We start from the raw sequence: 13,904 nt of genomic DNA, 5'->3' as shown, positions 1-13,904 counted from the left end.
TCTTGGTGCCGCCGATGTCGACGGCGAGGACGACCTCGCCCATCACACCGCGACCGGGAGCAGCCCGAGCTCGTCGAGGATGGCGCGGATGCCGGCGACCGCGTCGGCGTCGAGCGCCTGCACCGTGTCGGCCATGGTCGCGTGGTCGATGATGCCGCGGGCGTGCATGGCCGCCTTGAACGCGCCGACCCCGGTCGCGTCGCCGGAGAGGCCCCGCGGCTGGAACACGATGTCGAACAGGCGGTTGATGCGCTCCTGCTCGGCGCGGGCGGCCGTCCAGTCGCCCTGCTGCGCGGCGTTCCACAGGCGCACGTAGCCCGCAGCCTCGACGTTCGCGAGGCCCGGGACCACGCCGGCCGCGCCGACCAGGGCCATCGCGTCGACCACGACCTCGTGCCCGGTGAGCAGCTGCAGCGGGCGGCCGGCCGCCTCGTTCGCGGCGACCAGGCGGCGGAACGACACGTCGTCGCCCGAGGAGTCCTTCACACCCTGGATCACGCCCTCGGTGCCCAGCTGCACGAGCAGGTCGACTCCGAGCTTCGTGTGCACCCGGACGGGCACGTCGTAGGCCCACAGCGGGGCGTCGATCGCGGCGGCGATGGTGCGGAAGTGGTCGGCGACCTCGGCGGCCGAGTTGAGCGTGTACAGCGGGGCGGTGGTGACGATGGCCTGTGCGCCCGCCTCGACCAGGCGGCGGGCGGTCTCGATGATGCGCGGGGCGGTCAGCTCGATGGCGCCCGCGATCACCGGCACCCGGCCGGCGTTCGCGGTGACGATCGTGCGCAGCAGCTCGACGCGCTGGTCGTCGGTGAAGTACGCGGTCTCCCCGGTCGAGCCGAGCGCGAAGAGGCCGGAGACGCCCTCGTCGATCAGCCGTTCGACGAGCCGCGTGAGGGAGGCGTGGTCGATCGTGCCGTCCGGGAGGAGCGGGGTGGCGACGGGAGGGACGACGCCCGAGAACGAAGGGGCGGGGGAAGCAGAGGACATGTGTGTTCCGGTCGTTTCAGTGGTGGGGTTCGAGCAGCGAGGGCGCAGCGCCCAGCAGCGTTCTGGTGTAGGGATCGGCGGGGTCGTCGAACACGCGGGCCGCGTCGCCGAACTCGACGACCTTCCCCTTGTTCATCACGGCGATCTCGTCGGAGAGGTAGCGCACGGTCTGGATGTCGTGGGAGATGAAGACCATGCCGAGGCCGAGCTGCTCCTTCAGGTCGGTGAGCAGGTTCAGGATCTGCGCGCGCACCGACACGTCGAGCGCGGAGGTGGGCTCGTCCGCGACGATCACCTGCGGGTCGAGCACCAGCGCACGAGCGATCGCAACGCGCTGCCGCTGCCCGCCCGAGAGCTGGCTGGGCAGGGCGTCGAGCGCGGAGGCGGGGAGCCCGACGAGCCCGACCAGGTCGCGCACCTTCCGCGACCGCGTCGCGGCGGTGCCGAGGCGGTGGACCTGCAGCGGGTCGAGCAGCGCGTCGCGCACCGTCATGCGGGCGTTCAGCGCGGTCGCGGGGTCTTGGAACACCACCGAGAGGATGCGTCCGAGGCGTTTGCGCACGGCGGGGGTGAACGAGCGCACGGGCTCGCCGTCGAACACGACCTGCCCGCTGGTGGGCTTCTCGAGTCCGATCAGCACCTTGGCCGAGGTCGACTTGCCCGACCCGGACTCGCCCACGATGCCGAGGGTCTGGCCGCGGCGCACCGTGAGGGAGACGCCGTCGAGCGCGTCGACGTAGCGGGGCCGGAACAGCGACGACGCCCGGGTCTTGTAGCGGACGTGCACGTCCTGCAGCTGGATGACGGGGTCGCTCATCGTCCTGCTCCGATCGCCTCGACGGGCGCATCGTCGGGATGCGCGGAGTAGTAGTGCTCTGTGCCCTCGATGTGCCGCCGCACGGGCTCCACACCCGCGTACCGGGCGGGGTCGGACGAGCGCGGCGCGAAGCGGTCGCCCGCGGGGAAGTCGCGCGGCGACGGCACGACGCCCGACACCTGGTGCAGCCGGTCGGATCCGGCCTCGATCGACAGCACGGCCCCCAGGAGGCCCTGCGTGTACTCGTGCACCGGCTGCGTGAGCACCTCGCGCGTGGTGCCCTGCTCGACCACCTGCCCCGCGTACATGACGGTGATGCGGTGCGACAGCTCCGCGACCAGGGCGAGGTCGTGCGACACGAACACGAGCGCGAAGCCGAGCTCGCGCTGCAGCCGCATCAGCAGCTCCACGACCTGCGCCTGCACGGTCACGTCGAGGGCCGTGGTGGGCTCGTCGGCGATCACCAGGCGCGGGTCGCGCGTGAGGGCCATGGCGATCAGCACGCGCTGCCGCTGACCACCCGACAGCTCGTGCGGGTACGAGGCGAGGGTGCGCTGCGGGTCGAGCCCGACCAGCTCCAGCAGCTCCTCGGCGGTGCGGGTGCCGCCGCGCGAGGTCAGCTGCTTCATCTGCGAGCGGATCAGCATCGCCGGGTTCAGCGAGCTCAGTGCGTCCTGGTAGACCATCGCGATGTCGTGTCCGCGGAGGGCGTTGCGCTCCCTCGGGGACATCTGCAGCAGGTCCTTGCCGTCGAACAGGATGCGTCCGCGGATGTCGGCCTTCGGGTCGAGCAGGCCCATGATCGCGAGCGAGGTGATGGACTTGCCGCAGCCCGACTCGCCCACGAGCGACATCGTCTCGCCGGGGCGCACGGTGAAGCTGACGTGGTCGACCACGTTCACGTCGCCGTGGCGCGGGAAGGAGATGCACAGGTCCTGCACCTCGAGCAGCGGCGCCTGATCGCCCGTGTAGACGAGGCGGTCGGTGCGGTCGAGCTCGCGGGCGCGCAGCTCGGCCAGGCGTGCGGCGAGCGGCACGGTCTCGGCGGTGGGCACGAGCACGTCGGGCACGCCGCTGGGCACGGACAGGTTCACGGACGTGTCGACGGTGGGGATCACATGCGTGTCGTCGGGCGCGGCCGCGGCCTCCAGCTCCTGCGTCGACTCCTCGGTGTTCGCGGCGTCCGCGGTGACCTTGCGGGCGCGCGGCGACACCATCGCGTCGGTCATGCCCTCGGACAGGATGTTGAGGCACAGGACCGTGATCATGATGAGGATGCCGGGGAAGAAGGTCGCCCACCACGCACCGCTCATGAGGAGGTTGCGGCCGGCGGCGATCACGTTGCCCCAGGACGGCTCGGGGTCGGGCACCCCGGCCTGGAGGAACGACAGCGACGCCTCGAACACGATCGCGTCGGCGACGAGCACCGTGGCGAACACGAGCACGGGGGCCATCGCGTTGCGGGCGACGTGCCGCACGATGATGCGCGGGGTGCCCGCTCCCATCACCCGCACGGCGGAGACGTAGTCCTCGCCGTACTGGTCGAGGATGTTGGCGCGCACGATGCGGGTCAGCTGGGGCACGTAGAGGAACGCGATCGTGAGGACCAGCACCGGGAGGGACTTGCCGAACACGGCCACGAACACGGCGGCGAGCGCGATGCCCGGGAACGACATGATGACGTCCATGACGCGCATGAGCGTCTCGGAGATCCACTTGGGCGCGGTCGCGGCGATCGTGCCGAGCACACAGGCGACGGCGAGGGCCACGAGGGTCGCGCCCAGGCCGATCACGAGCGAGTAGCGGGCGCCGTAGACCAGGCGCGAGAAGATGTCGCGGCCCTGACGGTCGGTGCCGAACCAGTGCTCGGGGCTCGGCGGCTGCACGGGGGTGCCCGAGGCCAGCGGGTCGTAGGGCGAGATCAGCGGGGCCAGGACGGCGGCCAGCGCGATGAGCGCGAGCACCGTCAGGCAGATGATCGAGCCGAGGGAGAGGCGGCCCCAGCGGAGGCCGGGGACGGAGAGTCGTTCCGTGAGTCTGCGTCGCATGTCACACCGCCCGGATTCGAGGATTGATGAGCACGTACAGGAGGTCGACGATGATGTTGATCACGACGAACGCGAGGGCGACCGCGAGCGTCACTCCCTGCACGAGGTTGGGTTCGTTGTTGGTGACGCCGTTGAGGATCAGCGTTCCCATGCCGGGGATCGCGAAGATGATCTCGATCACCACGGCCCCGCCGAGCAGGTAGCCGATGCGCAGGCCGAGCACGGTGACGGGGGTGATGAGGGCGTTGCGCAGCACATTGCGGCCGACCACGATCACGCGGGGGATCCCGGCGCCGAGCGCGGTGCGCACGTAGTCGCGGTCGAGCTCCTCGACCATCGAGGTGCGTACGACGCGCGAGAGCTGGCCGATCACGGGGACGGCGAGGGCGACGGCGGGGAGCGTCATGCGGGCGAGCCAGCCCGACGGATCGGTCCAGAAGTCGGGCAGGGGGCCGGACGCCGGCAGCAGTCCGAGCCCGAGCGTGAAGAGCTGGATGAGCAGGATCGCGAGCCAGAACGAGGGCGTGGAGAGGGCGGCGACGCCGAACACGCGGATGACCTGGTCGGGCCAGCGGTCGCGGTAGACGGCGGCGAGTACACCGATCGCGAACGCCACGATCACCGCGATGAGCAGGCCGAGGAAGGTCAGCGCCAGGGTCACGGGGAACGCGCGGGCCACCTCGTCGATCACGGGCAGGCTGCGGGCGGAGTAGGTGCCGAGGTCGCCCTGCACGAGGCCGAACAGGAAGTTCACGTAGCGCACGAACAGCGGAAGGTTCAGTCCGTGCTCTTCGCGGTAGGCCTCGAGGGCTTCGGGGGACGCGGTCTCGCCGAGCGCGGTGCGCGCCGGGTCGACGGGCGAGAACGACATCACGAAGAAGACCAGGAACGTGATGCCGAGGATCATCAGCGGCAGCTGCAGCAGTCGCCGGCCGATGAGGCGGAGCGTGTTGGACACGTGCCGCTCCTTCCGGGTGGGGGTGGTGGCGGGGACGCGCTCTTCGGGCGAGCGCGCCCCCGCGGGGTGGGGCCGGGGCTACTTCGCCGCCACGCCGACGTCGAGGAACGACAGGCCGGTGGTGGGGACGGGCTGGAAGCCGACGAGCTCCTGGCTGCTCCAGGCGGTGGGCAGCTTGCGGTGGAACAGCGGGTACAGCACGGCCTGGTCGGAGATCAGGTCGAACGCCTGGTCCCAGGTCTTCTGCTGCTCGTCGCCCTCCTGGGTCACGGCGGTGTCGAGGAGCGTGCGCAGCTCGGCGTACTCGGGCGAGTCGGCCCAGGCGGTGCGCGTCTGGGTCCAGACGTTCTCGCCGTACCACCAGTTCATGAGCAGGTCGGGGTCGACGCCGAACACCGACGGGTCACCGGGGGCGATGGCGACGGTGTAGTCGCCGGAGTCGATCTTCTCGTACATCGACGCGGACTGGCTGATGTCGAGCGTGGTGTCGATGCCGATCGCGTCGAGCGACTCCTTGATGAGCGGGGCGACCTCCTTGACCCAGCCGGTGTCGGTCATGCGGAGCGTGATGGCGAGGTCGGAGACCCCGGCCTCGTCGAGCAGCTCCTTCGCCTTGTCGGGGTCGTAGGTGTAGACGGTGGACGCCTCGTGGTAGTTCGGGTAGTCCTCGGGTAGGAACGAGGTGGCGGGGGTGGCGTTGCCGAGCATGCCGGTCTCGATGATCTTGTCCATGTCGAGCGCGTAGTGCAGCGCCTGGCGCACGCGCACGTCGTCGAAGGGCGCGGCCTTCGTGTTGAACATCATGAACAGCAGGCCGAACGACTGCACGCTCTCGACGTCGGCGGAGGCGGCGAGCGCGTCGGCGTCGATGTAGGGCACGTCCTCGATGGCCTGCACGGTGCCGGTCGACATCGCGGTGACGCGGGCGGAGGCGTCGGCGAGCAGGTTCCAGTTCATGCCGGCGGCGAGGGCGGGGCGCGGGCCGTTGTAGTCGTCGTAGCGTTCGAAGACGAGCTTGTCCTCGGGCACCGCGGAGACCAGGGAGTACGGGCCGGATCCGACGGGGTTCGCACCGAAGTCCTCGGGGTCGGCCTCGACCACGGCCTTCGGCACGATCTTGACGACGCCGAGGCGGTCGTCGATCAGCGAGAACGGGTAGTCGGTGGTGATGCGGACGGTGTCCTCGTCGACGGCGGTGACGGTGTCGATGAAGTCGACGAACGAGCGGAACAGCGAGTTGTTGGCCGGGTCGAGCACGCGCTCGTAGCTGAAGACCACGTCGTCGGCGGTGACCGGGTCGCCGTTCTGGAACGTGGCGCCCTCGCGGAGGTCGATCTCGTAGGTGGTGTCGTCGACCTTGGTCGGGAAGTCGGCGGCGAGCGCGGGGGCGGCCTCCTGCGTGACCGGGTCGAGGTCGACGAGGCCCTCGAAGATGTGCCAGTTGGCGGAGACCGTGACGGCGCCGGAGGCGACCATCGGGTCGAAGCTGCCGTTGAGCGTGTAGGAGATGCCGGCCTCGATGATGCCGTCGGGGTCGACCTCGCTCGCGGCGGGGCTCTCGTCCGGCGTGCTGGCGGCGCCGCCGCCGCAGCCGGCGAGGGCGAGGGACGCGGCGACCGTGCCGGCGACCGCCATCGCGAATCGACCCGCGCGGCGGCGGGTGATGTGTCGGTTCATGTGTGCTCCAGGGTGAAGGGGGGGACATCTTGAGGACATCTGATGTCTGATGTACTCTAAACACACGTTCGATCAGATCACAAGAGTGAGATGATCGGAGCGTTTTCTGTCAGGCACGAGAGGGGCCCCATGAAGTCCACCACGGGGAGGGCATCGCGCATGCGCCGTGCCACGACGGCCGACCAGATCAAGCAGCTCATCCTCACGCGCGGGCTCACCCCCGGCGACCCGCTGCCCACCGAGGCCGAGCTGTGCGAGGAGCTCGACGTGTCGCGCTCCTCCGTCCGCGAGGCCATCCGCACGCTCTCCACGCTCGACATCGTCGACGTCCGCCACGGCCACGGCACCTACGTCGGCCCGATGTCGCTCGACCCGATGGTGGAGGCGCTCGTGTTCCGCGGCGTGCTCTCGCCCGAGGGGTCGCTGCAGGCGCTGCGCGAGGTGGTGGAGGTGCGCCTCGCCCTCGACCTGTCGATGGCCGAGCGCGTGGTCGAGGCCGCCCAGGCACAGGAGGATCCGGAGCTGGACGAGCTCGTGGCCGACATGGTCGACAAGGCCGGGCGCGGCGAGTACTTCCTCGAAGAGGACAGGGCTTTCCACACCCGGCTGTTCGGCGCGATCGACAACCGCCTGGTCGGACAGCTCGTCGGCGCGTTCTGGGACGTGCACACCGCGGTGCTCCCGCAGCTCGGCATCGCCCAGCCCGACGACATCACCCAGACCGCCCAGGCGCACGGCGACATGCTCGACGCGGCACGCGCCGGCGACGTGGCGCGGTACCGCCGGGCCGTGATCGAGCACTACCAGCCGCTGCAGCGCGTGCTCGCCACCGCGGAGGACGCACGGGCCTGACCCCGGGAGTCGGTAGTCTGACCTTCCCCCCACCGGAAAGAGGACTGCCATGTCCGTTGGACTGCTCGCCGTCGTCGACGACATCCTGAGCGCGGCCATGAAGGCCTCCGCCAAGGCCGCCGGCGTCGTGATCGACGACGCCGCCGTCACCCCGCAGTACGTGCAGGGCATCACGCCGGCGCGTGAGCTCCCGGTGGTGGGGAAGATCGCGCTCGGGTCGCTGGTGAACAAGTTCGTCATCATCATCCCGATCGCGCTGCTGCTCACGGCGTTCGCCCCGTGGGTGCTCCCGTACCTGCTGATCCTGGGCGGCTCGTACCTGTGCTTCGAGGGCGCCGAGAAGGTGCTCGAGTGGTTCGGGGTGCAGCACGGTCATGCCGACGAGGGCGCGCGCGACGAGCGCAAGCTCGTGTTCGGCGCCATCCGCACCGACCTCATCCTGTCGACCGAGATCATGCTCATCTCGCTGGCCAGCCTCGACAAGGGCCTCGACGTCTGGTCGACACTGGCGATCCTCGCCGTGATCGCGCTGCTGATGACGGTGGCGGTGTACGGCGTGGTCGCGCTGCTGGTGAAGATCGACGACATCGGGCTGAAGATGGCGAAGAACCCGGTGCAGCGGGTGCGCCACACCGGCACCCGGATCGTGCGGTCGATGCCGGCGGTGTTCCGCTTCATCAGCGTGCTGGGCACGGTCGCGATGCTCTGGGTCGGCGGTCACCTGGTGCTGATCAACCTCGGCGAGGTCGGCCTGCACGCCCCGGCCGACGTGCTGCACGCGGTCGAGCACGCGCTCGAACCCCTCGGCGGCGTCGTGGTGTGGATCGTCGACACCCTCATCTCCGCGATCGCCGGCCTCGTGTGGGGCCTCGTGATCGTCGGGATCGTGCTGGGCATCGCGCGCCTCTTCGGCAAGAAGCCGAGCTTCCACGAGGGCGAGACCTCCCCCGCCGACGTCCACGCCTGAGCGGATCGCACCCGGGCAGATCGGTTGCGCCAGGGGATGTCCGGGGTGAAATGTTAGATTTCACCGATGCGCCCACGTCCGCCGTCGCCGATCACCGTCACCTCCTTCGCTGCAGACCGGTGGTTCCGGGCGCAGGGGCTCCCGACCTTCGTGCCCTGGCGTCGCTGGTTCCATGACATCGTGCCGCGGTCGGCGCCGCTCATCGCCGCCGCGTCCGTCTACTGGACCCTCGCGGGCGACGGGATCGACGACTTCTCGTTCGCCCTGCACCTGCTCGTGGAGACCAAGGACGGCACGGGCCTCGCGTTCGCGATCCTCGCCGCGCTGCTGACCAGTCTCGTCCTCGCCTGGGCCGGGTTCGCCGTGGTGCGCGTCACGCTCCGCCACCTGCGCGGGGTTCGACGCACGGCGGCCGCGATGGTGGTCATCGCTCTCTGCGCTGCCGGCGTGATGCTCGAAGGAGGCGTCACCGAGGGCGCGCCCGCAGCGCCGGTCGCGGAATCCCTCTCGATCGTCGCGGGGAGCGTGCTGCTGGTCGCGTTCGGCGGCGGCGCGCTGCTGTCGTGGGCGACGAGGCTCGCAGCCCGCAACCTCGCCGCGATCGGGCACATGGCGACCATCGCACTTCCCGTCATCCTCATGCTCGTGCTGTTCGCGTTCTTCTCGGTCGAGGTCTGGCAGATGGCATCCGTGCTGTCGTGGTCCGCGCTCGGGCTCCTGGCACTGGTGGTGGCCGCGCTCGCCGGCGCGGTCGTGCTGCAGGTGAGCGCGACCGAGGTCGACCCGGCGACGCTCGCGCTCACCGTCGACGAGGAGCGCGACCTGCTGCGGGGCACGCCGGCCGAGGGTCGCCCGGCGTCGACGGATCCGGCGTCGACCGTCGGCCGTCCGCAGCGGATCAACATGCTGCTCGCGATGACCCTCGCGCACCTCGTCCAGGCGGCCGTCTTCGCTCTGCTGCTCGCCGTGCTGCTCGTTCTCATCGGTGCGATCGCCGTTCCTCCGGATCTCGCGCAGACCTGGCTGGGTGATCCCACGTCGGTGCACGCGCTCGTGGTGCAGCCGCTCGTGGTGCAGGGCGTGGCACTTCCGCTCACGGTCAACCTCCTCAAGGCGGCGACGCTGGTCGCCATCGTCTCGGCGCTGCCGTTCGTGTTCTCGGCCGTGAGCGAGAGCCGCTACCGCGCCCGCTTCTCGGAACCGATCGTGGCCGACATGCGACGCGCGATCCTCGTCCGCGCTACGCTGTCCGACTCCGAGCGCATCGGCTGACCGCCGGGGCCACGGCGGGTCGCCCGACCAGCCCGGGCGCTGCGCTTCACCCCCGGCGGGCCGCGCCGAATCGGTCGGCCTCGACCCCGCGGGCCTGTTCCCCACCCTGTCCATGACGCGATGCGCTGGTCACCCCCGATAGAGTGCGGAACGTGACTGCATCCCCGTCTCGACCCTGCTGGTGAGCGCCCCATGACCGCCGTGCAGCTCAGGCCAGCCCACGATGCCGACCTCGACACGATCACCGAGATCCACAACCACGCCGTCGTGCACACCACGGCGATCTGGAACGAGGAGGCGGTGGACCGCGCCGACCGCGCCGCGTGGCTCGCCGACCGGACCGCCCGCGGATACCCGGTGATCGTCGCCGCCGACGACACCGGCGTGCTCGGCTACGCGTCGTACGCGCAGTGGCGGCCGCACAGCGGCTACCGGCTCACGGTCGAGCACTCCGTCTACGTGCGGGGTGATCAGCGCGGCCGCGGCATCGGCCGAGCGCTCATGGAGGAGCTCATCGCTCACGCGCGCACCGCCGGGATGCACGTGATGATCGGCGGGGTGGAGAGCGGGAACGCGGCGTCGATCGCCCTGCACGAGCGCCTCGGCTTCCGCGAGGTCGGACGCATGCCGCAGGTGGGCGCGAAGTTCGGCCGCTGGCTCGACCTCAGCATGCTGCAGCTCGTGCTCGACGACCGCCCCTCGCCCGACGCGCGCCCCGGCACCGAGGACTGACGCCGGTGGACCTGCTGCAGTGGCTCGTCGACGCCTTCAATTCGCAGTGGCTGCTGCCGGGCGGGCAGACCCTGCTGGTGCGCGAAGTGGTGGGCAACGCGTTCGGGCTGGCGAGCGCGCTCGGCGGCATGCGGCGCAAGGTGTGGGCGTGGCCGGTCGGCATCGTCGGCAACCTGCTGCTGCTGACCGTGTTCCTCGGTTCGGCGCTCAGCCCCGACCCCTCGCTCCCCCACCTGCTCGGCCAGGCCGGCCGCCAGGTCATGTTCATCGCCGTCGCGGTGTACGGCTGGATCCGCTGGCGCAACGCCGAGGGCGGCCGCGTGGTGCCGCGGTGGGCACCCACGAGCGCCCGCGTCGGAATCGTGCTGGTGATGATCGTCGGCACGGTCGCGCTCACCCCCGTGTTCCGCGCGCTCGGGTCGTGGGAGCCGGTGTGGGCCGACGCCTGGACGTTCGTCGGCTCGCTTCTGGCCACGTACGGCATGGCGAAGGGGTGGACGGAGTTCTGGCTCATCTGGATCGCCGTGGACGTGGTCGGCGTGCCGCTGCTGTTCGGCTCCGGCTACTACGCGACCGGCCTCATGTACGTGTTCTACGGCGTGTTCACCGCGGTCGGGTTCGTGATCTGGTGGCGGGCGCAGCGCCGTGCCGACCACGGGATCGAGATCCTGCCTCCCGACCCCAGCCCTCGACGCCTCGACGAGGACGCCCTCTGACCTCGTTGCGACGTCTACGACCGCTGACCCTGACCGCCGCCCTCGCGATTGTTTCGGTGCGTGTCGGCGGTGCTCGACCGCGGCCCCGTGTGTCCCGTTTCATGGGTCGCATGACCCGACAGATCCGCTTCAACGCCTTCGACATGAACTGCGTCGCCCACCAGTCGTCCGGGCTGTGGCGGCACCCCGACGACCGGTCGCGGCAGTACAACACGATCTCGTACTGGACCGAGCTGGCGACACTGCTGGAGAGCGCGACCTTCGACGGCATCTTCATCGCCGACGTGCTCGGCACCTACGACGTGTACGGCGGCACCAACGAGGCCGCGATCCGCAACGGCGCCCAGGTGCCGGTGAACGACCCGATCCTGCTCGTGAGCGCGATGGCCGCGGTGACCGAGCACCTCGGCTTCGGCATCACGGCCGGCACGGCGTTCGAGCACCCCTACCCGTTCGCACGGCGGCTCAGCACGCTCGACCACCTCACGCAGGGCCGCATCGGCTGGAACGTCGTCACCGGCTACCTCCCCAGCGCCGCCCGCAACATGGGCCAGGAGGATCAGCTCGGTCACGACGACCGCTACGACCACGCCGACGAGTACGTCGAGGTGCTGTACAAGCTGTGGGAGGGGTCGTGGGAGGACGACGCCGTGGTCGAGGACCGCGAGCGCGGCATCTTCACCGACCCCGCCAAGGTGCACCCGATCCGGCACGAGGGCACGCACTTCCGCGTGCCGGGCATCCACATCTCCGAGCCGTCGCCGCAGCGCACCCCCGTCATCTACCAGGCCGGTGCGAGCCCCCGCGGCGTGCGGTTCGCGGCCGAGAACGCCGAGGCGATCTTCGTCGCCGCCCCGTCGAAGGAGGTGCTGGCCGGCACCGTGAAGCGCATCCGCGACGCCCTCGAGGCGGCGGGACGCGACCGCTACGACGCCCGCATCTACACGCTGCTGACCGTGATCACCGCGGCCACGAGCGAGGAGGCGACCGCGAAGCACGCGGAGTACCTGTCGTATGCGAGTCCCGAGGGGGCCCTCACGTTCATGTCGGGCTGGATGGGCGTCGACCTGTCGCAGTACGGCGAAGACGAACCCGTGGGGAACGTGGAGTCCAACGCGATCCAGTCGGTGCTCCAGCACCTGAAGGAGGAGGCGGATCTCGGCCGGGAGTGGACGGTCGGCGACTTCGGGCGGCACAACGCCATCGGCGGACTCGGCCCCACCGTCGTCGGCTCGGGCGAGGAGATCGCCGACGAACTGCAGTCGTGGGTGGAGCAGACCGACATCGACGGCTTCAACCTCGCCTACGCGGTCACGCCCGGCACGTGGCAGGACGTGATCGAGCACGTGATCCCGGTGCTGCGCGAGCGCGGCGCGTACCCCGAGGGGTACACGCCCGGCACGCTGCGCCACAAGCTCCACGGGCGCGGCGACCGCGTGCAGGACACGCACCGCGCCGCGCAGTACCGCGTGGGGGCGGCGGCGCGGGCCTGAGCGGCGTCAGTCGGCGTCGCGGGCGAACAGGTTCCGCAGCACGAGGAACACCACGACGGCCACGACCGCGACGATCGCGAGCTTCGCGATGAACCACAGCACCGAGAACAGGGCGCTGACGATCCACCACGCGATCACGACAGCGAGGATCACGCCGAGCACGGTCCAGATGTTCTTGGTCATACGTCCAGCCTAGGGGCGCGGGCCGCGGGATCCTCCCCTCCCGGACCGCCGGCTCCGGCGGGCGTCGCGGTGTCCGCGCCGCCCGCGCGGTCGGTGTCGGCGAGCAGTGCATGCAGGCTGCCCGCCGCCGCCAGCAGCGCGACGCTGCGGCGGGTGAGGGCGTCGAGCCGGGCGGCGAGGATGCTCTGCAGCCCTCCGTTCTCGCCGTGCGCCCGCAGCTCCTCCAGGATCCGGGTGATGGCCGGGATCCCGTAGCCGCCCGACCGGAGTGCGGCGACCACGCGGGCCTCGGTGATCGCGCCCGAGCCGTAGCGGCGGGCGCTCCTGCCGTCGCGCATCGGGCGGATGAGCCCCTCGCGCTCCCAGTGGCGCAGCGCCGAGGTCCGCACGCCGAGAGCCTGGGCGAGCTCACCGACCGTCATCTCGTCGGCGTCGTCGAACACGTCGTCGGCGTCGGACACCGCGACCTCCAGACCGCGCAGCGCCTCCCGCACCCGGGTGCGCTCGTCGGCGAGGTCGGCGTGGAGGGCATCGATGCGCTCGGCGGCCCGTTCGACCGAGGACCGGATGAGCATCGGCATGAGCGCGCGGGCCGCCACCGGACCGATGGCCGCGGCCAGCTCCCGGTACGCCCGCGCCGCGGTCTCGTGCCGTGCACCGTAGCGCCGGTAGCCGTTCGCCGCGCGGACCGCCGGGGGAATGATGCCGAGCCGCTCCAGGTCGCGGACCTGCTGCACCGAGTAGCCGACGCTCCGGCCGATCTCCGCCGTGCTCCTGACCCGCTCTGGAGGGTTGCTCACCCATAACCCCCTGTTCTCCGCAGCCGAGTCTCCATAAGCACTGCAACCGGACCATTGAAGCATGGACAGACAGCAGATCATCGAGGCCGTGCGATCGTTCGACGGCGCGCTCGCCATGACACCGCAGCCGGGGAGCGAGTTCCCTGAGCTGTCGTGGGGCCGAGGGCGGTGACGGTGGGTACCGCTCAGGGCATGACCGAGGGGCAGCGCCGGACCGTCGCCGTGTGGGCCGCGGACTGCGCCGACCGCGTGCTGCCGCTGTTCGAGGCGGAGGCCCCCGGCGATGACCGCCCGCGCGACGCCATCGCCAGGACCAGGGCCTTCGCACGCGGGGAGCTCTCCGCCGCGGGTGAGATCCGGCGGCGGTTCGTGGCGGGCCGGGCGGCGGCGAGTGCCGTCACC

At 70.9% G+C, this 13,904-nt stretch carries 14 protein-coding genes; 7 read left to right on the top strand and 7 right to left on the bottom strand.

Going from position 1 to position 13,904, the window contains the following annotated elements; genetic code table 11:
- Positions 1 to 42: 42 nt before the first annotated feature.
- The 5 genes from DW297_RS10155 to DW297_RS10135 all read right to left on the bottom strand — a co-directional run bounded on the left by DW297_RS10155 (position 43) and on the right by DW297_RS10135 (position 6,487).
- Positions 43 to 987 (bottom strand): dihydrodipicolinate synthase family protein, encoded by a 945-nt coding sequence (locus DW297_RS10155; protein WP_136031955.1) that lies wholly within the window; start codon positions 985 to 987, stop codon positions 43 to 45.
- Between the two features lie 16 nt (positions 988 to 1,003).
- On the bottom strand, positions 1,004 to 1,804 hold the full coding sequence (locus DW297_RS10150; protein WP_136031953.1) for an ABC transporter ATP-binding protein: 801 nt from the start codon (positions 1,802 to 1,804) through the stop codon (positions 1,004 to 1,006).
- The gene (locus DW297_RS10145) at positions 1,801 to 3,852 is read right to left on the bottom strand and encodes a dipeptide/oligopeptide/nickel ABC transporter permease/ATP-binding protein (protein ID WP_136031950.1); all 2,052 of its coding nucleotides are present in this window, start codon (positions 3,850 to 3,852) and stop codon (positions 1,801 to 1,803) included. Before DW297_RS10145 ends, DW297_RS10150 begins: the two co-directional genes overlap by 4 nt.
- Before the next feature lies 1 nt (position 3,853).
- On the bottom strand, positions 3,854 to 4,810 hold the full coding sequence (locus tag DW297_RS10140; RefSeq protein WP_136031948.1) for an ABC transporter permease: 957 nt from the start codon (positions 4,808 to 4,810) through the stop codon (positions 3,854 to 3,856).
- A gap of 78 nt (positions 4,811 to 4,888) precedes the next feature.
- A complete protein-coding gene (locus DW297_RS10135; protein ID WP_136031946.1) occupies positions 4,889 to 6,487 on the bottom strand; it encodes an ABC transporter substrate-binding protein in 1,599 nt (532 codons plus the stop codon).
- Between the two features lie 129 nt (positions 6,488 to 6,616).
- Here DW297_RS10135 and DW297_RS10130 point away from each other — a divergent pair, with 129 nt between their 5' ends.
- The 6 genes from DW297_RS10130 (at position 6,617) to DW297_RS10105 (ending at position 12,519) form a co-directional block, all read left to right on the top strand.
- Positions 6,617 to 7,339, top strand: a complete 723-nt coding sequence (locus DW297_RS10130; RefSeq protein ID WP_240744582.1) for a FadR/GntR family transcriptional regulator — start codon at positions 6,617 to 6,619, stop codon at positions 7,337 to 7,339.
- A 49-nt stretch (positions 7,340 to 7,388) separates the two neighbouring features.
- Entirely contained in the window at positions 7,389 to 8,306 is a 918-nt protein-coding gene (locus tag DW297_RS10125; protein ID WP_136031943.1) for a DUF808 domain-containing protein, read from the top strand.
- 66 nt (positions 8,307 to 8,372) lie between these two features.
- On the top strand, positions 8,373 to 9,578 hold the full coding sequence (locus DW297_RS10120; RefSeq protein ID WP_136031941.1) for a hypothetical protein: 1,206 nt from the start codon (positions 8,373 to 8,375) through the stop codon (positions 9,576 to 9,578).
- Between the two features lie 192 nt (positions 9,579 to 9,770).
- On the top strand, positions 9,771 to 10,310 hold the full coding sequence (locus tag DW297_RS10115; protein WP_136031939.1) for a GNAT family N-acetyltransferase: 540 nt from the start codon (positions 9,771 to 9,773) through the stop codon (positions 10,308 to 10,310).
- Between the two features lie 5 nt (positions 10,311 to 10,315).
- Positions 10,316 to 11,026, top strand: coding sequence for a nicotinamide riboside transporter PnuC (gene pnuC / locus DW297_RS10110; RefSeq protein WP_136031936.1), 711 nt, complete (start codon positions 10,316 to 10,318; stop codon positions 11,024 to 11,026).
- A gap of 110 nt (positions 11,027 to 11,136) precedes the next feature.
- Positions 11,137 to 12,519, top strand: coding sequence for an LLM class flavin-dependent oxidoreductase (locus DW297_RS10105; RefSeq protein ID WP_136031934.1), 1,383 nt, complete (start codon positions 11,137 to 11,139; stop codon positions 12,517 to 12,519).
- Positions 12,520 to 12,525: 6 nt separating this feature from the next.
- Here DW297_RS10105 and DW297_RS18925 read toward each other — a convergent pair whose 3' ends face one another.
- Both DW297_RS18925 and DW297_RS10100 read right to left on the bottom strand, forming a co-directional pair.
- Positions 12,526 to 12,702, bottom strand: coding sequence for a hypothetical protein (locus DW297_RS18925; RefSeq protein WP_168387206.1), 177 nt, complete (start codon positions 12,700 to 12,702; stop codon positions 12,526 to 12,528).
- Positions 12,699 to 13,502 carry a MerR family transcriptional regulator gene (locus DW297_RS10100; protein ID WP_240744581.1) on the bottom strand — a complete coding sequence of 268 codons (804 nt, stop codon included), beginning with the start codon at positions 13,500 to 13,502 and terminating at the stop codon, positions 12,699 to 12,701. Before DW297_RS10100 ends, DW297_RS18925 begins: the two co-directional genes overlap by 4 nt.
- Positions 13,503 to 13,694: 192 nt before the next feature.
- Between DW297_RS10100 and DW297_RS10095 the strand changes: the two genes are divergently transcribed.
- A partial coding sequence (locus DW297_RS10095; RefSeq protein ID WP_446724366.1) for a putative immunity protein occupies positions 13,695 to 13,904 on the top strand: 210 nt, incomplete at its 3' end.

Source organism: Microbacterium sp. PF5, assembly GCF_004794315.1.
GTDB classification, from domain to species: Bacteria; Actinomycetota; Actinomycetes; order Actinomycetales; family Microbacteriaceae; genus Microbacterium; species Microbacterium sufflavum.
Note: the sequence above shows the minus strand (reverse complement) of the source record. Positions and strands in the feature narration are given on the sequence as shown.

What these genes read in the sequence shown, in the direction of transcription:
- DW297_RS18925 (WP_168387206.1), bottom strand. Translation starts at nt 12,702, where the DNA reads ATGACCAAGAACATCTGGACCGTGCTCGGCGTGATCCTCGCTGTCGTG.
- DW297_RS10115 (WP_136031939.1), top strand. Translation starts at nt 9,771, where the DNA reads ATGACCGCCGTGCAGCTCAGGCCAGCCCACGATGCCGACCTCGACACG.
- DW297_RS10105 (WP_136031934.1), top strand. Translation starts at nt 11,137, where the DNA reads ATGACCCGACAGATCCGCTTCAACGCCTTCGACATGAACTGCGTCGCC.
- DW297_RS10155 (WP_136031955.1), bottom strand. Translation starts at nt 987, where the DNA reads ATGTCCTCTGCTTCCCCCGCCCCTTCGTTCTCGGGCGTCGTCCCTCCC.
- DW297_RS10135 (WP_136031946.1), bottom strand. Translation starts at nt 6,487, where the DNA reads ATGAACCGACACATCACCCGCCGCCGCGCGGGTCGATTCGCGATGGCG.
- DW297_RS10145 (WP_136031950.1), bottom strand. Translation starts at nt 3,852, where the DNA reads ATGCGACGCAGACTCACGGAACGACTCTCCGTCCCCGGCCTCCGCTGG.
- DW297_RS10130 (WP_240744582.1), top strand. Translation starts at nt 6,617, where the DNA reads ATGAAGTCCACCACGGGGAGGGCATCGCGCATGCGCCGTGCCACGACG.
- DW297_RS10150 (WP_136031953.1), bottom strand. Translation starts at nt 1,804, where the DNA reads ATGAGCGACCCCGTCATCCAGCTGCAGGACGTGCACGTCCGCTACAAG.
- DW297_RS10125 (WP_136031943.1), top strand. Translation starts at nt 7,389, where the DNA reads ATGTCCGTTGGACTGCTCGCCGTCGTCGACGACATCCTGAGCGCGGCC.
- DW297_RS10120 (WP_136031941.1), top strand. Translation starts at nt 8,373, where the DNA reads ATGCGCCCACGTCCGCCGTCGCCGATCACCGTCACCTCCTTCGCTGCA.